The sequence below is a fragment of the Pseudomonas sp. RIT-PI-r genome, assembly GCF_001297015.1.
Taxonomy (GTDB): domain Bacteria; phylum Pseudomonadota; class Gammaproteobacteria; order Pseudomonadales; family Pseudomonadaceae; genus Aquipseudomonas.
This window is the reverse complement of sequence record NZ_LIGE01000025.1, coordinates 732,768-752,273: the sequence shown is the minus strand read 5'-3', so window position 1 is coordinate 752,273 and position 19,506 is coordinate 732,768. Positions and strand designations below refer to the sequence as shown.

The 19,506-nt window shown below is 59.4% G+C and carries 18 protein-coding genes and 1 tRNA gene; 9 read left to right on the top strand and 10 right to left on the bottom strand.

What is annotated here, in order from left to right:
* Window positions 1–5 precede the first annotated feature (5 nt).
* A complete protein-coding gene (locus AK821_RS15200) occupies window positions 6–944 on the bottom strand; it encodes an AraC family transcriptional regulator (RefSeq protein ID WP_064390428.1) in 939 nt (312 codons plus the stop codon).
* A gap of 11 nt (window positions 945–955) precedes the next feature.
* The gene (locus tag AK821_RS15195; protein WP_064390427.1) at window positions 956–1,789 is read right to left on the bottom strand and encodes an oxidoreductase; all 834 of its coding nucleotides are present in this window, start codon (window positions 1,787–1,789) and stop codon (window positions 956–958) included.
* A gap of 29 nt (window positions 1,790–1,818) precedes the next feature.
* Between AK821_RS15195 and AK821_RS30815 the strand changes: the two genes are divergently transcribed.
* A complete protein-coding gene (locus AK821_RS30815; protein WP_161806654.1) occupies window positions 1,819–2,013 on the top strand; it encodes a hypothetical protein in 195 nt (64 codons plus the stop codon).
* Here AK821_RS30815 and AK821_RS15190 read toward each other — a convergent pair.
* Window positions 2,000–2,746, bottom strand: a complete 747-nt coding sequence (locus AK821_RS15190) for a tRNA (adenine(22)-N(1))-methyltransferase (RefSeq protein WP_330219030.1) — start codon at window positions 2,744–2,746, stop codon at window positions 2,000–2,002. The genes AK821_RS30815 and AK821_RS15190 overlap by 14 nt on opposite strands.
* 244 nt (window positions 2,747–2,990) lie before the next feature.
* Here AK821_RS15190 and AK821_RS15185 point away from each other — a divergent pair.
* Window positions 2,991–3,065 (top strand) — tRNA-Gln (locus AK821_RS15185).
* Window positions 3,066–3,133: 68 nt separating this feature from the next.
* Window positions 3,134–5,380, top strand: coding sequence for a hypothetical protein (locus tag AK821_RS15180; protein ID WP_152974170.1), 2,247 nt, complete (start codon window positions 3,134–3,136; stop codon window positions 5,378–5,380).
* Between the two features lie 83 nt (window positions 5,381–5,463).
* Here the strand turns inward: AK821_RS15180 and AK821_RS15175 are convergent, their stop codons facing one another.
* From AK821_RS15175 to AK821_RS15155, 5 genes are all read right to left on the bottom strand, one after another.
* Window positions 5,464–6,729, bottom strand: coding sequence for an NAD(P)/FAD-dependent oxidoreductase (locus AK821_RS15175; protein ID WP_064390425.1), 1,266 nt, complete (start codon window positions 6,727–6,729; stop codon window positions 5,464–5,466).
* Window positions 6,719–8,311 carry an aldehyde dehydrogenase (NADP(+)) gene (locus AK821_RS15170; protein WP_064390424.1) on the bottom strand — a complete coding sequence of 531 codons (1,593 nt, stop codon included), beginning with the start codon at window positions 8,309–8,311 and terminating at the stop codon, window positions 6,719–6,721. The genes AK821_RS15175 and AK821_RS15170 overlap by 11 nt, the downstream gene beginning before the upstream one ends.
* Before the next feature lie 71 nt (window positions 8,312–8,382).
* The gene (locus AK821_RS15165) at window positions 8,383–9,330 is read right to left on the bottom strand and encodes a dihydrodipicolinate synthase family protein (protein WP_064390423.1); all 948 of its coding nucleotides are present in this window, start codon (window positions 9,328–9,330) and stop codon (window positions 8,383–8,385) included.
* Window positions 9,331–9,385: 55 nt separating this feature from the next.
* Complete coding sequence (locus AK821_RS15160; protein ID WP_064390422.1) at window positions 9,386–10,312, bottom strand: 4-hydroxyproline epimerase; 927 nt, start codon at window positions 10,310–10,312, stop codon at window positions 9,386–9,388.
* Window positions 10,313–10,334: 22 nt separating this feature from the next.
* A complete protein-coding gene (locus tag AK821_RS15155; RefSeq protein ID WP_064390421.1) occupies window positions 10,335–11,960 on the bottom strand; it encodes an APC family permease in 1,626 nt (541 codons plus the stop codon).
* A gap of 233 nt (window positions 11,961–12,193) precedes the next feature.
* Here AK821_RS15155 and AK821_RS15150 point away from each other — a divergent pair, with 233 nt between their 5' ends.
* Window positions 12,194–12,964 (top strand): AraC family transcriptional regulator, encoded by a 771-nt coding sequence (locus tag AK821_RS15150; protein WP_064390420.1) that lies wholly within the window; start codon window positions 12,194–12,196, stop codon window positions 12,962–12,964.
* 312 nt (window positions 12,965–13,276) lie between these two features.
* Here the strand turns inward: AK821_RS15150 and AK821_RS15140 are convergent, their stop codons facing one another.
* Window positions 13,277–13,873: a LysE family translocator gene (locus AK821_RS15140; protein WP_064390418.1), complete on the bottom strand. Its 597-nt coding sequence runs from the start codon at window positions 13,871–13,873 to the stop codon at window positions 13,277–13,279.
* 55 nt (window positions 13,874–13,928) lie between these two features.
* Complete coding sequence (locus tag AK821_RS15135; protein WP_064390417.1) at window positions 13,929–14,765, bottom strand: AraC family transcriptional regulator; 837 nt, start codon at window positions 14,763–14,765, stop codon at window positions 13,929–13,931.
* A gap of 146 nt (window positions 14,766–14,911) precedes the next feature.
* Between AK821_RS15135 and AK821_RS15130 the strand changes: the two genes are divergently transcribed.
* The 5 genes from AK821_RS15130 (at window position 14,912) to benB (ending at window position 19,496) form a co-directional block, all read left to right on the top strand.
* Entirely contained in the window at window positions 14,912–15,187 is a 276-nt protein-coding gene (locus AK821_RS15130; RefSeq protein ID WP_064390416.1) for a hypothetical protein, read from the top strand.
* An 868-nt stretch (window positions 15,188–16,055) separates the two neighbouring features.
* Window positions 16,056–16,352, top strand: a complete 297-nt coding sequence (locus AK821_RS15125) for a hypothetical protein (RefSeq protein ID WP_064390415.1) — start codon at window positions 16,056–16,058, stop codon at window positions 16,350–16,352.
* A 202-nt stretch (window positions 16,353–16,554) separates the two neighbouring features.
* Window positions 16,555–17,511, top strand: a complete 957-nt coding sequence (locus tag AK821_RS15120; protein WP_064390414.1) for an AraC family transcriptional regulator — start codon at window positions 16,555–16,557, stop codon at window positions 17,509–17,511.
* 141 nt (window positions 17,512–17,652) lie between these two features.
* Window positions 17,653–19,008 (top strand): benzoate 1,2-dioxygenase large subunit, encoded by a 1,356-nt coding sequence (gene benA, locus AK821_RS15115; protein WP_064390413.1) that lies wholly within the window; start codon window positions 17,653–17,655, stop codon window positions 19,006–19,008.
* Complete coding sequence (gene benB, locus AK821_RS15110; protein ID WP_064390412.1) at window positions 19,008–19,496, top strand: benzoate 1,2-dioxygenase small subunit; 489 nt, start codon at window positions 19,008–19,010, stop codon at window positions 19,494–19,496. The genes benA and benB overlap by 1 nt, the downstream gene beginning before the upstream one ends.
* Window positions 19,497–19,506: the final 10 nt, after the last annotated feature.

The following is a 19,506-nucleotide window of genomic DNA, read 5'->3' as shown; positions in this document are numbered from 1 at the left end:
GCGATCTAATGCGACGACACATATTCAGATGACGTTGTCGGTGCCGGCAACGCATACGTCGCCTTCATCCATTCAATCTCGGCCTGCGGTGTCCGGCCGAAAAAGCGTTTGAACTCGCGACTGAATTGCGAGGCACTTTCATAGCCGACGTCGAACGCTGCCGCCGATGCGCTCATGGCTTGGCGCAGCATCAGCAACCGAGCCTGATGCAGGCGTGTCGACTTCAGGTACTGCATCGGCGAGGTATCGGTCACGCTGCGAAAGTGCAGGTGAAAACTCGGCACGCTCATGCTCGCTTCGTGGGCCAGTTGCTCGACGTCGAGGCGTTGCTGATAACAGCTGTGGATCTTGCGGATCGCTCGGCTGACCTTGCCAAAATGCCCCTGACGCTGCAGCGCGGCGCGCATTGAGCCACCTTGCCCACCCGTGAGAATGCGGTAATAGATCTCCCGCACCAGCGCTGGCCCGAGGATCTGCGCTTCACCGGCCACGCTCATCGCCTCAAGAAAACGCAAGGTCGTGGCGCGCAGTGCGTCGTCCATCGGCGAGGCGTACATGCCTTTGGGTTGGGCATCGCTGGCGCCATGCACTTCATCGACTTGCAGCATCAACTCGCTGGCCAGATGGAAATCCAGGTGCATGTAAATCGCGAGCATCGGCTCGGCCGCCGTGGCGTCGGTCTCCATGGTGAAAGGAATCGGCACGGAGACGACAAGATAGTGCTGGGCGTCATAGACGTAGGTGTCTTCGCCCAGATAACCGCGTTTGCGACCCTGACAGAGGATGACGATGCCGGGGTCATACAGCACCGGGGTGCGGGTCAGCGGCCGATTCGAGCGCAGGAAACGCACGTCATCGAGTGCGCTGAGGTTGTAGCCCTCGACCGGCGCAAGGGTGTCCATGAGTTGCACCATGCGGGCGGTGGTTGCATCGGCCTGGGTCATTGCGTCCTCTGTCAATGGTCGGTGGAGCGGGTCAGGGCTTGCCATTGATCGATCTCGTCGAGCGCTCGTTGCAGCTTGTCACGCACCAGCGACAAAGCATCGCTACCGAGCAGCAGATGGGCGGGCGGCGTCGGGCTGGCGATGATCTGCAACAGCGCTTGCGCAGCCTTTTGCGGGTCGCCGAGCTGTTTGCCGCTTTTCTCTTCCCGGGCTTTGCGGATCGGGTCAAAACTGGCGTCGTAGTCGGCAATGCTGCGCGCCGTACGTTGCATCGATCGGCCGGCCCAGTCGGTGCGAAACGAGCCGGGCGCTACAGCCGTGACGAAGATATTGAAAGGCTTCAGCTCTTTGCTCAGGGTATCGGAGATCCCTTCAAGCGCAAATTTGCTGCCGCAGTAATAGGCGATGCCGGGCATCGTGATGGTGCCGCCCATGGAGGTGATGTTGAGGATATGCCCCGCCCGACGCTGGCGAAAGTAGGGCAGGAAGGCCTTGGTCATGGCGACCGTGCCGAACACATTGACGTCGAACTGTCGGCGCATGTCGTCCAGCGGCGACTCTTCGAAAATGCCTTCGTGGCCATAACCGGCATTGTTGACTAGCACATCGACCGGGCCGTGAGTCGCGTCCACCTCGGCGACAACGCTGTCGATCCGCTGGAAGTCGGTGACATCGAGCAGCACTGCGTATGCATTGTCCGGGGACAGCGCCTGGAAGTTTTGCAGGTCGGTTTCATTGCGCACCGTACCGATGACGCGATGACCTGCAGCCAGCGCGGCTTTGGCCAAGGCGTGGCCAAAGCCGCTGCTCGCGCCGGTGATGAACAGGGTTTTGCTACGGTTCATGACAATCTCCCAAAGGCTGGTGTGAAGTCATGGTAGCGATCAGGCAGCGAGGCACCTATGCCGGTTCGTCTTGCAGCCTTGCCTATTCCTATGAACCGCCCGACGGGCCGAACATCTCGCTGACGCTACGGATCAGCGCGGCGGTGGTGCTCCACAACAGGATTGCCAACAAGCCACAGATTGTGGCGCCACGCTCACTTCTGACCGACATCAAGGTTCCCTGATTTCCGGTTCATTCGCGAGTACGGGCTGACCATGCGATTCAGTCAACAGCTCGCGTATCCACTGCGCCTCCTGACGAACGTCCGCGATTTTGTCTTCTGGCAACGCCTGTTGCGCGCGGGCGAGGTGGCTGAGGGTCTTCTGCTTGTGGCGAAGTTTGTGCTGCCATTTGATCAGGAATGCCGGGCTGCGCGCCTGCATCTGCAAGGGACCGAAATACAACTCCTTGTCGGTGTAGCTGACCACTTCGGCGCGCTCGGCGACGATGATTTCGTAGTCGAAGCGACTTTCGCGCAGCACTTCCTCGCTGAGGATGCGATAACCGTTTTCCATCAACCACAGGCGCAACGGTTGCTCGCCACCGTTGGGCTGCAGGATCAAGCGTTCGCTGCCGCTCAGGTGCGCCTTGCCGCGTTCGAGGATGTCGCGGATGGTTTCGCCACCCATACCGCAGATGCTGATCGCGGTAATCCGGTCTGCGGGATTGATCGCCGCCAGGCCATTGGCCTGGCGCACGGTGATTCGCGCTTGCAGGTCGTTTTCGCGCACCGTGCGCTGCGCCGCCTGAAACGGCGTCAACGCCACCTCGCCGGCCACTGCTGCCTCAATCGCGCCACGGCGCATCAACGCCACTGGCAGATAACCGTGATCGGAACCGATATCGGCCAGCCGCGCACCCGCCGGCACGTGTGCGGCCACACGCTCAAGGCGCATGGACAAAGTGTTTTCGTTCAACGGCAACCCCTGATTTGCCTGCTGTTTGCGGCATCGTTGGCGGGAAAAAGGGGTGCGACTTTGTCGGGCTAAGGTTGGCCTGTCAAATTCTGTCGACGAAATTGAATAATCAATTAGCAACGCTGAGCACTGAATGGATGCGAGCGCTTGTTTCAGGCCGCGACGCCGAGGAGTTATCTTGTAATAGAAACCTGAACATCGAACTTCACATCCCTTCGTGTCTAGTCAACAATGCGCGCACTGTTCCGGGGTAGTTCAGCGGTGGAACGCTCGGCTCTGGACCGAGTGGGCGCTGGTTCGAATCCAGCCCCCGGACCCATTTTTTACATTGCAGAGTCACAGGGAAGTATGTCCAGGCACGACAGTGAATTCGACGAGCGCAGTGGAGTGAGTGCCGGTTATGCGGTGTTCCAGCTCTCGCGGGCGTTGACCGCTTCGCGGAGCGATGCGGGTCAGCAGGCACGCAATCGTATCGAGCGCTGGCAACGGGTTGTCGAACATCTGCTGCAGGGCAGCGCACAGTACGGTTTACGCATGCCATTCGCCGATTTGCCGACGTGGGTCACACTGGAAGTGGTGACAGGTGGATTTGCCACTGGGCGACTGATTGCTGGTGGTGCTTTGACTGCCTACGAGCGCCAGTTGGCTGCGTCGATTCCTGGCATCCGTGCCGGTCATGAACGGCTCGATCTGAATGCCTGGCACCTTTCAGATGCAGGAGTCGCATCGCTGCAAGAACGTTTGGCGAAAGGCAGTTATCAAATCGATGTTCCGGAGGAGGCCGCACTGCTGACAGTGTCATGGCTTCTGCGGCATCAGCGTAATGACGAAGCGCGAACGTTGATCGAACAGATCGCACCTTTCTTCGAAAGGCTGCGTTTCTTCCCGACTGCCGTTGACGAACCACTGATCTCGACGGCTGAGGTGCATGTTTTTGATACCGCCAGTGTCAGGCAGCGGCTGACGCGGCAATCGGCTCAACCGCGTCTCGCTGTTCAAAAACATGTTGTAGAAAACCGACTGCCTCTCTACGACGCTGCGGTCTCACTGTTTATTTTGACGTATCAGGACGGCTGGCCTTGCCGACACTATCCTGACGGCTGGTTTGAGCGCGCAACCTTACTCGGCAAACAGATCGCTGAAACCTGTGGCACTGAATTCAATAGCCGAGGACCCTTCAAGAACCGGGCAGCAGAACTGTTTGCGTTACTCGCTCAGAGTTCCCGTGATCAAGCAGCATTGACGGGCCGAGACGTCGGTCGCGTCCGGCGAATTGTCGATGACTTTGTCGCCAAACATGGCCATCCCGAATCCCGCGCACACTCGATTAAACGGGAAGAGCAGCGAAATCACGTGGCTGCCCCCGGACATCATTTGATCGCCCATGCTGTAGCGGAGCGTCTGGAAAATTATCCGGGTGCGGACGGCGTCGAGGACTTTGCTCCACTGTTGAAACCTATCACCGATGAAGAGACGAAGCGTCACGCACTGATCGTAGGGACGATCATTCCGGCTGCTGTTCGCCGACGCCTGGAGCGTTGCCGCAAGGGCACAATCGCCGAGCTGATTGACCATGGCTTGATCTCATCCGGCGATACTGTGGCGCAAGTACTGCCTGCGATGACGGCTGAAATCTGTAACGCCGGATATCGAGACGGAACGCTTCAGACATTGGGAGGTGCTACGTACCGTGCCTTCCGCCGTCGGCGGTCATTGTTGCTAGTCAACCTGCAAAGTCAGGTCAAAATTGCAGAGCTGCCTTGGGTAATGGCTTTAGAAGCTGAGCGTGAGACGAACGCCAACTCCGTTACGGGCGCTAGACAAGCTTTGGTTGAAGCCTCCGCGTTAACTCTCTCTGCGTTTCCGCAAGCGATTCTTCCTAACAAGTTACTGCAGGAGTTTGTTTCTCTGGCTCAAACGGCTCAGTTGGACCTTCCCTTCGTCGAGGAAGTGGCTGCTGACATTTTCATGGGGACTTTCTCCAACAAATTTTCGAGAGCGGCCAGACAATCGGCCAAGCTGATCGCTGGAACGCTTTACGCCCGCTATTACGACATTGATACAGATGGACTGGCGAGCCTTCCCGATCACCGCCGATCGCGGCGCAGAATAAACAACTCTGATGCATTGGCGACGCTGTGCGCACAGCGAGCAAATGCCGTCCTGGGCACGTGGCAGCCAGCAGTCAACGGTACAATCCTCGAACAGCAACAGATCCTGACAACACAAAACCTTGCGGTATTGTTTGGCGAACTCGAGCTCAAAATACTGCTGCAACACCGTCTAAGTGCATTGGCGCTGTCGTGCTTTAAATGGATCTGCAAACGCCACCAAACGCACCTATCGCTCTACCATGCTCGTCTGCTGATGTTGAAAAACACCGCGTATGCGTGGCGTCAGATGATGTTTTATCTGTCGATGCTGGATGGAGAGCTTTTGCATTCGGCACTCGAAAGTCTTGAAGCGCATTTTGCGACGCAATCCGGTGAGTTCCGAGAAAGATTTCTGCCCGCCATGGTCGGGTTGCGTGTTGCCGCTGCAGGAAATCGGCTGACGCTGAGTCGCCAAAAGGATGAGGGTGCAAAGGTTTTTTTGGGTTGGACCACTGAGCGACATTGGCTAATGCCCTCTTAACATCTTTGTCTCCAGACCACAGGAAATCTCCCCGAGCACAAAAGCCTGCTCTCGAAAGCAGGCTTTTGGATCAAGCTTCCGTTTCAAAAACGATTCAGCCTGTACGGTTCGCTGACTGGCAGGCTGCAGGTCTTTGTTACCACCGTAGGCAAAGCCATCCGCACCACCATCTCCGCCGTCACCGCCGCCTGCGTCAACCCTAAATGCTGATGCCCAAATGCAAGCAACACCTTGCCATCACAGACTTGATCAATCACCGGCAACGAATCCGGCAACGACGGACGAAAGCCCATCCACGGTGTCGCTGCTTCGGCACTCAGATCCTTGCGAAACAAACCTTGACTCAATCGATGCAGTTGCCACGCGCGCTCCATGCTTGGCGGCTTTTGCAACCCGGCGAACTCGACGGTGCCGGCCAGGCGCAAGCCTTCGGTCATTGGCGTCATGATGAATTTGCGCTCCAGCGAGGTGACGGGGAAGGGCAGGCGATCGTGTTCCTGCGGCAGCATCAGGTGATAGCCGCGCTCGGTGTCCAGCGGGACTTTTTGGCCGGTGAGTGCGGCGGTGAGTTTCGCCGAGTGCGCACCACAGGCAATCAGCGCGCGGCTTGCACTGACGCCGCCGTTGCCGGTGACCAGCGAAACGCCGTGCTCCTGCACATAGCCCCCTTGCACCTGTTGTTGCAGAAAACTCACGCCACTGGCTTTCGCCGCTTCCACGAGTTCGCAGACCACGCGATACGGGTCGATGAAGTGCCCGGTGCGCGGGAAGAACAGGCCGCCCTGAATCTGTTCGCTGAGTTGCGGCGCGGTGTCGCGGATGGCGCTGGCCTGCCAGTAATCGACCGCGACCTGCTGCTGAGCCATCCGCGCTTGCAGGGCTTCGATAGCTTGGCGGGACTCAGGCTTTTCGAACACCAGCAATGAACCATCGACCTTGAGCAAGTCCGGCCGCTGGATGTCGGCGAGCAAGCGCTGCCACGCATCCAGACTGCTTTCATTGAGCGCGCGTAATCCGGCCACGGTTTTCTGAAACGGTTCCGCCCTCAGATTCAGCAGCAGCCGGGTGAACCACGGCAAGGCGCGGGGCAGGTATTTCCAGTCCAGGCGCAGCGGCCCCATTGGGTCCATCAGCATGGCCGGCAGGCGTTTGAGGATAGAAGCGTCGGCAATCGGGAACACCTGTTCGGTCGCCAGATGCCCGGCGTTGCCGAACGAGGCGCCGTGGCCGGGCGGTTGCTGATCAATGACCACCACGCGCAATCCCTGGCGCGCCAGACGCAGTGCGCAGGCGACGCCGATGATGCCGGCGCCGACCACCGCGATGTCGCAGGAGACGTTATTGGCCATGGTTGGAGGCTTCCCTTTGCCCGTCGAGCAAGCGCCGCAGGTGCAGCGGATTGGCCTGTTTCAGTGCGGCGGGTAACAGGCTGTCGGGGAAATCCTGATAGCAGACCGGGCGCAGGAATCGCAGGATAGCGGCGCTGCCGACCGAGGTCGTGCGCGCGTCGGAGGTGGCCGGGAAAGGTCCGCCATGCACCATCGCATCGCAGACTTCCACACCGGTTGGCCAGCCGTTCACCAGCAGGCGACCGGCCTTGCGCTCCAGTGTCGGAAGCAAGGTGCGAGCCAGTTCAAGGTCGGCGTCGTCAAGGTGCAGGGTGACGGTCAGTTGGCCTTCGAGTTGCTCGGTAACCTGACGGATTTCGTCGTCGCTGGCGCATTGCACGATCAACGACGTCGCACCGAACGCCTCGGCTTGCAGGTTGTGATCGCTCAGGAAATTCGCCGCTTGCGTGACGAAGACATGCGCCTGCCCCTGATTCGCGCCGGTGCCGATTTGCCCCGCCGCAACGATACGCGCACCGGCGTTTTCGGCTAGCGCCTTCACAGCCGATGCGTAAGCGTTGTAGATACCCGGCGTCAGCATCGTTTGCGCCGCACGAGTCTCGATGCACCTGGCTGTTGCCCCCATGAACTCATCGAGGGCCGGGCCTTTACGGGCAATCACCAATCCCGGATTGGTACAAAACTGCCCGGCGCCCAAGGTCAGCGAGCCGACAAACCCTTCGGCCAATGCCTCTGCGCGGTTTTGCAACGCCGCCGGAAACAGCAACACCGGATTGATCGAACTCATTTCCGCATACACCGGAATCGGCTCGGGCCTGGCCTGCGCCGCTTGAATCAATGCCAATCCGCCAGCGCGGGAACCGGTAAAGCCGACGGCTTTGATGCGCGGATCACTGACCAGCGCAATGCCGACTTCGCGGCCAGAACCGTACAGCAACGAAAAAACCCCTTCAGGCATACCGCAGGCTTTTACCGCTCGAGCGAGCGCGTGGCCGACCAGTTCGCTGGTGCCGGGATGCGCGCTGTGTGCCTTGACCACCACCGGGCAGCCGGCCGCCAGTGCCGAAGCGGTGTCACCACCGGCCACCGAAAATGCCAGGGGGAAATTGCTCGCACCAAACACCGCCACCGGCCCAAGAGCAATCTGGCGCTGACGCAAATCCGAACGCGGCAACGGTTGGCGCTGCGGCTGTGCGTTATCGACACGTACATCCAGCCATTCACCGGCGCGCACGGTGCGCGCGAACATTCTTAATTGTTGGCAAGTACGTCCGCGCTCGCCCAGTAAACGCGCTGGGGGCAGGCCGGTTTCGGTGTGTGCGCGGTTGATCAATTCATCGCCGAGGGCTTCGATTTCAGCGGCAATGCTTTCCAGAAAGTCGGCGCGGGCACTGAGGGTGGTTTCGCGGTAGGCGTCCAGCGCCGCCCAGGCCAATGCGCACGCCTGTTCGACGTGCTCGGCCGAGCCACCGGCATAGGCCGGTTCCAGCGCAGCGTTCGTGGCCGGGTTGATTCCGTGAATGGCGGCGCGGTTGCCCGCAACCGTGTGCTGCCCGATCAGCATGTGGCCCGTCAGAGTCATGGTGTCTTCCTGATGAAAAAAGAGGGAGGCCTGCCGCGCAGCACAAGGCTTCGCGGCAGGTGAGGGGAGGGTCAGGCGAAGTTCTCTTCCGCCGACCAGTTCTCGTACCAGTGACGGAACAGCGAGTACTGCTGCTCGGCATAACGTCGTTGCGAGTCACTCAACGCATCGGTTTCGTTGAAGTGCAGGGTGTATTCCTTGTCACCGTTGAGCACCATCAGATGCTTGTAATACAGCACCAGATCGCAGCCCTCATCGAACGACGACAGCACTGCCAGTGCCGATTCCAGTTCTCGCGCCTGACGTCGGGCCTTGGCATCACCCTTGGCCGCTCGCTTGCTCAGCGCTACCAGTTGCAGCACTTCGCGGGGCAGGGCGTTGCCGATGCCGGTGATGGCGCCGGTGGCGTTGCAGTTGACGAAACCGTGCACCACTTGCGTGTCGACGCCGACCATCAGGGTCACGTCATCGTCCTTGGAGGTGATGTTTTCCGCGGCGTAACGCAGGTCGGCGCCACCGCCGAATTCCTTGAAGCCGATCAGGTTCGGATACTCGTGACGCAGTTCGAAGAACAGGTCAGCGCGGGTGGCGAAGCCGTAGTAAGGGCTGTTGTAGATCACTGCCGGCAGATTCGGTGCGGCTTGCAGAATGGCCGCGAAGTGAGCCTTTTGCGCGGCCGGCGAAGCGCCACGGGACATTACGCGTGGAATCACCATCAAGCCTTGTGCACCTACTTTCGCTGCGTGCGCTGCGTGGGAAACCGCTTCACGAGAATTCACCGCGCCGGTGCCGACAATCGTCGGAATACCGGCGGCGACCAGACGCGCCACGCCTTCCTGACGCTCGGCTTCGGTCAGCAGCGGCCAGTCGCCCATCGAACCGCAGTAGACCACCGCGCTCATGCCGATATCGATCAGCTCGCGACCCTTGGCCACCAGTGCGTCGAAGTCCGGTTTGCGTTGGGCGGTGCACGGGGTCATCAGGGCTGGCATGCAACCGGTGAAGATGTTGTCGCTCATTGTTTTAACTCCTTGGCACATCATTCAAATTGAGGTGAAAAGTCAGCGCGGCGGCTCAGATGCCCCACGCGAACGGGTCGGTTTCGTCGATCAGCAGCGTGCTGTCGGCGGTCATGTACGCGCGGCCAGTGATGAACGGGCGAATGCGTTCGCCCTCCCATTCGAAGCGGCCTTCGAACTGGCTGCCGGTGATGCTTGCCTGCACCCAGGTCGCGCCGGGTTGCAGCTTGTCGTCGGCGGCGAGGCAGGCGAGTTTGGCGCTGGTGCCGGTGCCGCAAGGGGAGCGGTCGTAGGCTTTGCCGGGGCACATGACGAAGTTGCGGCTGTCGGCGTTGGCGTCGTCAGCGAACAGTTCGATGTGGTCGATCACCGCGCCGTCTTCGCCGTAAATGCCTTGGTCTTCGAGGGCCTTGAGCATCGCCCAGGTGTAGACGGTGAGGTGTTCGACGTTGTCCATCGTCAACGTTTGGCCGTGCTCCGAGACGAGGAAAAACCAGTTGCCGCCATAGGCGATGTCACCCAATACCTGGCCGAATCCCGGCACGTCCACCGGCACCTGTTTGCGGTGGCGATAGGCGGGGACGTTGCCCAGCGTGACGGAGCCATCGTCATGCAGCGTGGCACTGACCGGGCCGACCGGCGTGTCGATCTTGTGCACGCCCGGCTGGATTTTTCCCAAGTACTGCAACGAATTGATCAGGCCAATCGTGCCGTGGCCACACATGCCGAGGTAGCCGGCGTTGTTGAAGAAAATCACCCCGCAGGTGGCGTTCGGCGAGACCGGCTCGCAATACAGCGCGCCAACCAACACATCGTTGCCACGCGGTTCCAGCAGGCAGGCGCGGCGCCATGCATCATGCTGATTGCGCAGGGCATCGCGTTTTTCCACCATGCTGTTGCCCGGCAGATCAGGGAAACCTTTCATCACCAGGCGCGTCGGTTCGCCGCCGGTGTGGGAATCAATGACGTGTAGTTCTTTCATGAATCGATCCCGTTGGATGAGTTCAGTAAGCGCCGGCAGGGCGCGCGGACACGGTTGAGGCGGGCGCTACGACTTCGCTTTCCTCGTCATCTTCTTCAAGACGCAGCAGGTGCGCCGGTACGCCTGTTGCGGCGCCCCAGTAATAAATGCCGGTGGCGCAAGCGGCGACAACGATGGTGTCGAAAGGGTGAATGAGGATGCCGAGACCGCCGAAGGTGCCGAGTTTCGACAGGACGATGGTCACCGCGTAGAAAGCGATCAGCCACGCCGAGGAGCGCACCTGACGGGCCAGATTGAGGTGAGCGGTCGGCACGAAGCGGCCGCACAGCAGATACACCACGAACATCAGGATCTGCAGGCCAAGTAGCCATGACACGGTGCTCCAGCCTGACCAGTAAACGATCAGCGCCGCGATGATGAACGACACCGGCCCGAGTACGCCCATGCACTTGACCCGGAACGGGCGCGGCATGTTCGGCGCGTTGCGGCGCAGGGCAGCCACGGAAACCGGGGCCACGGCGTAGCTCAGCACCAGCGCAGCGGAGACCACGTTGATCAGCGCTTCCCACGACGGGAACGGCAGGGTCCAGAACACTGACAGGGCAAAGGTCAGCCACAACGCCGGGCGCGGAATGCCGGACTTCTCATCAATGTGGGTGAAGACTTTGAAGAAGGTCCCGGTCTGCGCCCAGCCGTAGATCACCCGCGGGGTCGCGTTCATGTAGATGTTGCCGCAGCCACTCGGCGAGATCACCGCGTCGGCCACCACCAGATACGCCAGCCAGCCCACGCCCAGCGCCAAGGCGATGTCGCGATAAGGCAGGGCGAATTCCTTGCTGATACCGGCCCAGCCGTTGGCGAGCATTTCGGTCGGGATGCTGCCGAGAAAGGCCATTTGCAGCAGTACGTAAATCAGCGTCGACAGCAGCACCGACAGGATCAACGCAATGGGAATGGTGCGCTGCGGATTCTTCACTTCACTGGCCACCGAGATGATCGGCGTCAGTCCCAGATAAGCGAAAATGACGCCACCCGCCGACACCGCCATCTCGACACCGGACAGGCCGAACGGCGCAAAGCCCTGAACCTCGAAGTTGGCCGGTTTGAAGAAGGTGAACAGCACACCTATCACCAGCAACGGCACGATGAACTTGAACACGCTGATCAAATTGTTGGCCTTGGCGAAGGTCTTCACGCTGCGATAGTTGAGCAGGAAAAACACGCACAGCAGACCGAACTGCACCATCCAGCCGAGAATCGTCGGATCGCCGCTGCCAGCCTTGGTCAGGCCGGGAAACCACGCCGCCGCGTATTGGCGCGAGGCAACCACTTCGATCGCCACCAGACTGGAAAACGCGATCAGCGTGATGAAGCCCATCAGATAACCGAGCAGCGGGCCGTGGGAGTAAACCGGGTAGCGCACCACGCCGCCGGCACGCGGCAAGGCCGCGCCCAGTTCGCAGTAAACGATGCCCAGCAACAGCACGGCAAAACCGCCCAGCAGCCAGGAGAAAATCCCTGCCGGCCCGGCAATGGCGGACACGTGACTGGCCGCGAACAACCAGCCGGAGCCGAAGATCGCGCCGAGTCCGATAAATGTGAGGTCGATCAGTGAAAGCTGTTTTTTGAACTTGCCTTGGCCTGACATGGCATCGCCTTCTTGTGAGTTATTGGATAGGCAGTTGTGTCACTGGGACGGCCAGACTTTGAACTCATCGAGGGCGCGGCGATTGATGTTTTGCGATGGGTTGGATGACGAATTCAGCACAATCGCCCAGATGAAACGCTGCTCTCGACATGCGCTGAACGATGCTGCAATCTGCACGCGAACGCCGCAGGGCGGGCCCTTGGCCAATCTACGTCACGAGGGGGGATTGTTTGATGCAGCACGCGTTTTCACGCCTGGCCCAAGGCGTTGGCGGCAATCGTCCGCAAACCCTTGAAGAGCTGTTGGCCGGCGCGGCATTGCTGTTGCCGATGCTCGACGTGATCCCCAATGCGGCGATTTTCATCAAGGATGTGCAGGCCCGTTACGTCCTCGCCAATCGCACATTGGTGCAACGTTGCGGGTTAAAAGACTTGCGTCCATTGCTCGGTAAAACCAGCGCACAGGTATTTCCGGCGCAACTGGGGCCGGGCTACACCGAGCAGGATCGCAAAGTGCTGGAGGAGGGCTTTGTGCTGGAGGACCAGCTGGAGTTGCATCTGTATGGCAGCCGCGAACCGGGCTGGTGCCTGACGCACAAGCAGCCGTTGTACAACCGCGATGGCGAGATCATCGGTCTGGCGGGTATCTCGGTCGATCTGCAATCGGCCAGCGAAACCCACCCGGCATTCGAGCGGCTGGCCGCTGTCGATGAGCATATTCGGGCGAACTTCAATCGCCGTGTCACCCTCGGTGAACTGACGCGAATTGCCGGTATTTCCGTCGCGCAACTGGAACGCTACTGCAAACGCGTGTTCCACCTGACACCCCGGCAGATGATCCAGAAAGTGCGCCTGGAACATGCCCATCGATTGCTGCATACGGACTTGCCGATCACTGAGGTCGCGCTGCAATGTGGCTACACCGATCACAGCGCGTTTACCCGTCAGTTCAAGGCTTCGACCGGATTCACCCCACGCCAGTACCGCCAGGCGACGGGGCACTAATGGCCTGCTATGGAGGCGAGAAAAGACATTGAACCATGAATTGTGGCTGGAGCCCGATGGCTTGGAGTTGTTCGTGGTGTCCGGGCCTCATGGAGATGAGGCGCGAGCGCTGCTTGAACCGGGGTCGAAGCTGGTTTGGGAGGTCTGCGCCGACAGCTATTTTGACGCGATGACCCAGTACTATGCGTACATGGATTGGGGGGTATGGACGACCGACTTTCCAGAGCACGATAAAACCAGTTACCGGGATCGTGGTTGGGACACCAGCCCAAAGGGGAAATAAAGTCAGTGTTGCCCCCCTGTAGGAGATTTTCAGGCCAGTACGGTGAGCCATGCCGACAGCAGCAGTAACGACGCCAATACTGCGTTCATGCGCCTGAACGCTTGCGGTGAGCCGATCAACCGCCTGCTGCCCACGCCCAGCAGCGCCCACAACGTCATGCACGGCAACGACACCAGCAGAAATGCCAGCGACAACACCAACAGTTGCAGCGTCTGGTCGCCGCCTCCGACAAACACACTGACCACTGCCATGGCCATCATCCACACCTTGGGGTTGACCAGTTGCAGCGTTGCCGCGCCGAGCACGCTCAAACCTTGTTCTTGCTGCTCTGTCGGGTTCAGTGATGGCGGTGCACTGCGAAAGATCTGCAAGGCCAGCCAACTCAACCAGAGCACGCCGCCCCAGGCCATGGCTTGCTGCACACGAGGAAAACGCAGCAGTGTTTCGCCGGCACCGAGGCCCACCACCAGCACGATGAGCGCCGCCGCTGCGCAGGCACCAAAAATGATCGGCAGCGTGGCCAGCAAGCCTTGGCGCGAGCTGTGGCTCAACACCAGAATATTGGTTGGGCCGGGAGTGATGGTCGCAACGAAAGCAAACAGCAGGAAGGGCAGTAATGACGCCATGGTGCAGATTCCCTGAAAGTGAACACAGGGGGCCATGATTACTCGTCAATGTGCGTCAGTCTGGAAGGTTTGAGCAGCGCTTGCGGTAGTCCGCCGGTGTCAGTTGGTAGGCGCGGCGGAACCAGCGCCCCAAATGACTCTGATCGGCAAAACCCAGCACGCTGGCCACCTGCGCCGGTGTTTCACCGCGTGCGAGCAACTGCCGTGCCTTGGCCAAACGTAGCTGGATCAGATACGCGTGCGGCGCCAGGCCGAAGGCTGTCTTGAAGGCGCGGCTCAGACGAAAACGATCCACCCCGCAAACGCGCGCCAGTTCATCGAGGCCGATGTCTTCATAGGCATGTGCGTGCAGATAGTCCCGCGCCAATTGCGCCACCAGCGGCAGGCGCGGATCGAAATCCTGACGCTTGCGCCAAGCGAGATGGCCCGTGAGCGAGCCCAGCAGACCATCGATGGCGGTTTGGCGAACGATGCGCAAGTCGCCGTCGTGCAGTGCGTGGAAGGCTTGATGAATGGCTGTAGCCAGACGCGGGTCCTGGCTCAGGGTGTCGGCAAAACCGGGCTGGCTGTCGGACGGCGCGTCTTCGAACAGCGCGTGCATTTCGCGCTCCAGCCAATGCGGGTCGAGGTATAGCATCGAATAGGTAAAGCCGTCCTCGGTCGGTGCATGGCCATCGTGAATCTCCCCCGGTTCCAGCAAGATCGCCTGGCCCGGCGTGCTGCGATGGCGCACGCGGCGGCAATTGAACTGCTGAACGCCTTGCTCGGTGACCCCGACGAGAAAGCTGTCATGCCAGTGCGGGTCGTAGGCATGCCCTTCGAAGTGAGCACGAATCGATTCAATCCCGGTGTCGACATCCTGGGACAGATCGATCCAGTTGCGTTTATCCACGGAAGGCTCCAGGGCTCGGCTTTGAAAAATGCGGCCTCATAAAATACCGCGCAACGCAGCTGGGCGTTTAGAAGATTTGTGCAGAAAGGCAAGTGCAAACGGCTAGACTCAACGGCACACGACCCTTTAGCGACAGGTGCAACGCGATGATCGACCGACGCTCGCCATGGGTTCTGCCTACCCTGATCGTCTTCAGCCTGACGCTGGCCGCCGGCTGCTCGAACCGCAAGCATTATCCACCCTCTGGCGTCGGTGACAGCTGTTACGCCAAGGCCTTGCCGACCGTTGGCGAGGGAGGTCTGGCGTGGGGCTCCAGCCTGAACATGGCGCGGCAGAAATCGATGAATAACTGCATCCGCTACGCCGGCCGTTCAGGCGGCACGCCGAATACCTGTCAGGTGGTGTTGGCCAAGTGCAAATAGCGTTTCATTGGCTTGGGTGCGTTGGTTGTGTGCGTATGAAGCAGCGATTTCCAGGCGAAAAAAAACCGCCTTTGCGGGGCGGTTCTTTTGTAAACCTCGGTTTGCGGCCGGGGTTGGTGCTTCACTAGCCAAACTGACGTGCAGGAATGGTAGGAGCCTTTGCGTCACCTTGCAACGTTAATCTGTGCTTTGATCCGGTTTTTTCAGCGTTGTTTATTCGAATTAATCATGCAGAAATAACGATTTACAAAAGCAGAAAGTTTCTCTGCATGAGAACCTTTGATTGAAGGTTATGATGCCGACGCTCAGATGTTCGTTCGAAGGTGAGGTCTGGCTGGCAACTCAACGGTTTCATTCCCTCTGACACGGTTTTGCACCCGTGCCGGGATGATGGTTCAGAGGGCATTCAACCGGCCGCCTCACTAGCCAGACTGACGTTTAGGCTGAAGGCACGCATGATCCGGTAAGTTTGCTGGAGGTTTGGCCCCCTGACCTGGAGGCCAAAACGTATGAAGCATTTGCTGCGTACGCTGAGCCTCGTATGGAGATCGTTCAAAGCGTTGAGCTTTTACGAATTCCTGCGAGACCACTTTGACGATCTGAAGTAACGACCGTTACTGTGGGAAAACCCGTTTCAGTCTTGTGCTGGGACGGGTTTTTTTTGTTGTATAAAGCTGTCAAAAGTACGAACTTTCTTTTTGGCGGTCTGAAGGGCTGTAGGGCGTTTCCATTGGCGGCTGTAGGCAATCATCGCGCGGCCCAACTATTGACTGCATCAATAACAACCATTAATTCAATGAAGTTCTCATATCAGTACCGCAGCGTAAGATCGGCTCCATTCCCAACCACGCAATCGGAGCACATCACCATGAAACGCCAAGTCCTTCTCGGTATCGCTTTCTCGATCTTCGCACTGAATGCTTTTGCCGCCACCGAAACCGATCCATTGTTCAGCGATGCAGTTGCCGCTACTGAAACCGATCCATTGTTCAGCGATGCAGTTGCCGCTACTGAAACCGATCCATTGTTCAGCGACGCAGTCGCGGCCACTGAAACCGATCCTCTGTTCAGCGACGCCGTTGCTTCTGATGGCTCGGATCATCTGCAAGGCAATCGGGTCGCAGAAGGTGGCGCGGATCGCCTGATCGAACGCCGTGCAGTCTGAATGCACGCGCTTACCGCAGCAGCCAACGAAAAGCCCGGCCAGATCAGCCGGGCTTTTTTGCTTGAGCGAGCACGACACGCTGGTAAAAGTGTTCGATTACCGGATACCCGGTCCGTCGTGCGATTGCCCACATCAGAACCGGGGCGTACTGTGACCGGTGAAGCCGTGAAACCATAATAATGACAAGATCGAGCACCGCCCCATGGACAGCCATCTGCTGAGTGATCGCAGCAGCGTGTTTCGTCACGCTGACCCTTACGCCGTCTCCGACTATGTCAACCAGCACGTCGGCCAGCACTTCATCGGCCTGTCCAGGACCGCCCATCCGCAAGCCAGTCTCAATCACCGCAAACTTGCCGATCTCGATCTCGCACGCATCAGTTATGGCGGCAGTGTTCGCGTGACATCGCCGGCGCTGGAAACCGTTTACCACCTGCAAGTCCTGCTGCAAGGCAATTGCCTGTGGCGCGGGCACAAACACGAGCAGCATCTGGTGCCGGGCGAACTGTTGCTGATCAACCCGGACGATCCGGTCGATCTGACCTACTCGGACGATTGCGAGAAATTCATTCTCAAGGTGCCGGTCAGTGTCCTTGAAACAGTGTGCGACGAGCAGCGCTGGATACGCCCGGCGAGCGGTATTCGATTCCTGCGCAATCACTATCAGCTGAATGAGCTGGAAGGTTTCACCAACCTGCTGGCAATGGTCTGCCAGGAAGCCGAGGCCAGCGATCCGTTGTTGCGGGTGCAGGAGCATTACGCGCAGATCATCGGCAGCAAACTGATTTCGCTGATGAACACCAACGTCAGCCGTGAATGCCTGAGCTCACCCAACATCAGTTTTGAACGCATCCTCGATTACATCGAACGCAACCTTAAACGCGACTTGCCCGCCGAACATCTGGCCGCGCAAGCCAGCATGAGCCCGCGCTCGCTGTACACCTTGTTCGAACGCCAACTGGGCGTCACGCCGATGCAATACATCCGCCAGCGCAAGCTCGAACGCATCCACGCCTGCCTTAGCGACCCGAGTTGCCCGGTGCGCAATCTGACTGAACTGGCACTGGATTACGGCTTCCTGCACCTGGGCCGCTTCTCCGAAAGCTATCGCCAACAGTTCGGCGAACTGCCGTCGCAGACCTTCAAACGCCGCCACTGATCCCTCCCTTCGAAACACGCTGAATCATCTGCCGGACCATCCTGCACAAAACGGATAGCGGTCTGCAGGATTCGGCTATTGCCCCGCGCATCGCCTCCCTAATCTGACCTGGCCTGAACAATAACAATGGAGGCCCCGGCCATGTCCCTGGGAATCGACTACCTCAATGCCATGCTTGAAGAAGACAAGGAGAAGGGCGCCTACCGCTGCAAGCGGGAGATGTTCACCGATCCGCGTCTGTTCGAACTGGAGATGGCGCACATCTTCGAGGGCAACTGGATTTACCTCGCCCACGAAAGCCAGCTCCCCAACAACAACGACTTCCTGACCACCACCATGGGGCGCCAGCCGATCTTCATCGCGCGCAACAAGGACGGTGTGCTCAATGCGTTCCTCAATGCCTGCAGCCATCGTGGCGCGATGTTGTGCCGGCACAAGTCCGGCAACCGCTCCAGCTACACCTGCCCGTTCCACGGCTGGACGTTCAACAACAGCGGCAAACTGCTCAAGGTCAAGGACCCGAGCGAGGCCGGTTACCCGCAAGGCTTCAACTGCGAAGGCTCCCATGACCTGACCAAAGTTGCGCGGTTCGAATCCTATCGGGGCTTTCTGTTCGGCAGCCTGAGCGCCGAGGTTAAATCCCTCGCGGAGCATCTGGGCGAGTCGGCGAAAATCATCGACATGATCGTCGACCAGTCGCCAGAAGGCCTGGAAGTGCTGCGTGGCTCCAGTTCCTATATCTACGAAGGCAACTGGAAACTCACCGCCGAAAACGGCGCCGACGGCTACCACGTCAGCTCCGTGCACTGGAACTACGCAGCGACTCAAAATCAGCGCCAGCAACGCGAAGCGGGCGAAGCGATCAAGACCATGAGCGCCGGCAGTTGGGCGAAAAAGGGCGGCGGTTTCTACTCCTTCGATCACGGTCACCTGCTGCTCTGGACCCGCTGGGCCAACCCCGAAGACCGTCCCGCTTATGAGCGCCGCGACGAACTGGCCCGTGATTTCGGCCAGGCCCGCGCCGACTGGATGATCGAAAACTCGCGCAACCTGTGTCTGTACCCGAACGTGTACCTGATGGATCAGTTCAGTTCGCAGATCCGCATCGCCCGGCCGATTTCCGTCGACAAGACCGAAATCACCATTTACTGCATCGCCCCCAAAGGCGAGAGCGCCGAGGCCCGCGCCAAGCGCATTCGCCAGTACGAAGATTTCTTCAATGTCAGCGGCATGGCCACGCCGGATGACCTGGAAGAGTTCCGCTCGTGCCAGACCGGTTACGGCGCCGGGCGCGGCTGGAACGACATGTCCCGAGGCGCGACCCATTGGGTTGAAGGTGCCGACGCTGCCGCCGAGGAAATCAACCTCAAGCCATTGCTTTCCGGCATGCGCACCGAGGACGAAGGTCTGTTCGTGCTGCAACACAAGTACTGGCAGGAAACCATGCTCAAAGCCGCTGCCACCGAGCCACAACTGATCTCTGTGGAGGCCGTGTGATGAGCAACCTCTACGACACCGTGCGCGATTTTCTCTACCGCGAAGCGCGTTATCTCGATGACGGCCAATGGGATCAATGGCTGGAACTGTACGCCGCCGACGCGACTTTCTGGATGCCGGCCTGGGACGATAACGACACGCTCACCGAAGACCCGCAAAGCGAAATCTCGCTGATCTGGTACGGCAACCGTGGCGGCCTCGAAGACCGCATCTTCCGGATCAAGACCGAGCGCTCCAGCGCGACCATTCCCGACACCCGCACCTCGCACAACCTGAGCAACATCGAGATCGTCGAGCACAGCACCGACCAGTGCCAGGTGCGCTTCAACTGGCACACCCTGAGCTTCCGCTACCAGGTCACCGACAGCTACTTCGGCAGCAGTTTCTACACCCTCGATCTGCGTAGCGAACAGCCGCTGATCAAGGCCAAGAGAGTCGTGCTGAAAAACGATTACGTCCGTCAGGTCATCGACATCTACCACATCTAGTCGACACGAC

Bases quoted from the DNA above. Each gene is read 5' to 3' on its own strand.
- AK821_RS15125 (WP_064390415.1), top strand. From the start codon at position 16,056: ATGAAACGCCAAGTCCTTCTCGGTATCGCTTTCTCGATCTTCGCACTG.
- AK821_RS15165 (WP_064390423.1), bottom strand. From the start codon at position 9,330: ATGAGCGACAACATCTTCACCGGTTGCATGCCAGCCCTGATGACCCCG.
- AK821_RS15160 (WP_064390422.1), bottom strand. From the start codon at position 10,312: ATGAAAGAACTACACGTCATTGATTCCCACACCGGCGGCGAACCGACG.
- benB (WP_064390412.1), top strand. From the start codon at position 19,008: ATGAGCAACCTCTACGACACCGTGCGCGATTTTCTCTACCGCGAAGCG.
- AK821_RS15200 (WP_064390428.1), bottom strand. From the start codon at position 944: ATGACCCAGGCCGATGCAACCACCGCCCGCATGGTGCAACTCATGGAC.
- AK821_RS15120 (WP_064390414.1), top strand. From the start codon at position 16,555: ATGGACAGCCATCTGCTGAGTGATCGCAGCAGCGTGTTTCGTCACGCT.
- AK821_RS15140 (WP_064390418.1), bottom strand. From the start codon at position 13,873: ATGGCGTCATTACTGCCCTTCCTGCTGTTTGCTTTCGTTGCGACCATC.
- AK821_RS15175 (WP_064390425.1), bottom strand. From the start codon at position 6,729: ATGGCCAATAACGTCTCCTGCGACATCGCGGTGGTCGGCGCCGGCATC.
- AK821_RS15150 (WP_064390420.1), top strand. From the start codon at position 12,194: ATGCAGCACGCGTTTTCACGCCTGGCCCAAGGCGTTGGCGGCAATCGT.
- AK821_RS15195 (WP_064390427.1), bottom strand. From the start codon at position 1,789: ATGAACCGTAGCAAAACCCTGTTCATCACCGGCGCGAGCAGCGGCTTT.
- AK821_RS30815 (WP_161806654.1), top strand. From the start codon at position 1,819: ATGGTAGCGATCAGGCAGCGAGGCACCTATGCCGGTTCGTCTTGCAGC.
- AK821_RS15155 (WP_064390421.1), bottom strand. From the start codon at position 11,960: ATGTCAGGCCAAGGCAAGTTCAAAAAACAGCTTTCACTGATCGACCTC.
- benA (WP_064390413.1), top strand. From the start codon at position 17,653: ATGTCCCTGGGAATCGACTACCTCAATGCCATGCTTGAAGAAGACAAG.
- AK821_RS15130 (WP_064390416.1), top strand. From the start codon at position 14,912: ATGATCGACCGACGCTCGCCATGGGTTCTGCCTACCCTGATCGTCTTC.
- AK821_RS15170 (WP_064390424.1), bottom strand. From the start codon at position 8,311: ATGACTCTGACGGGCCACATGCTGATCGGGCAGCACACGGTTGCGGGC.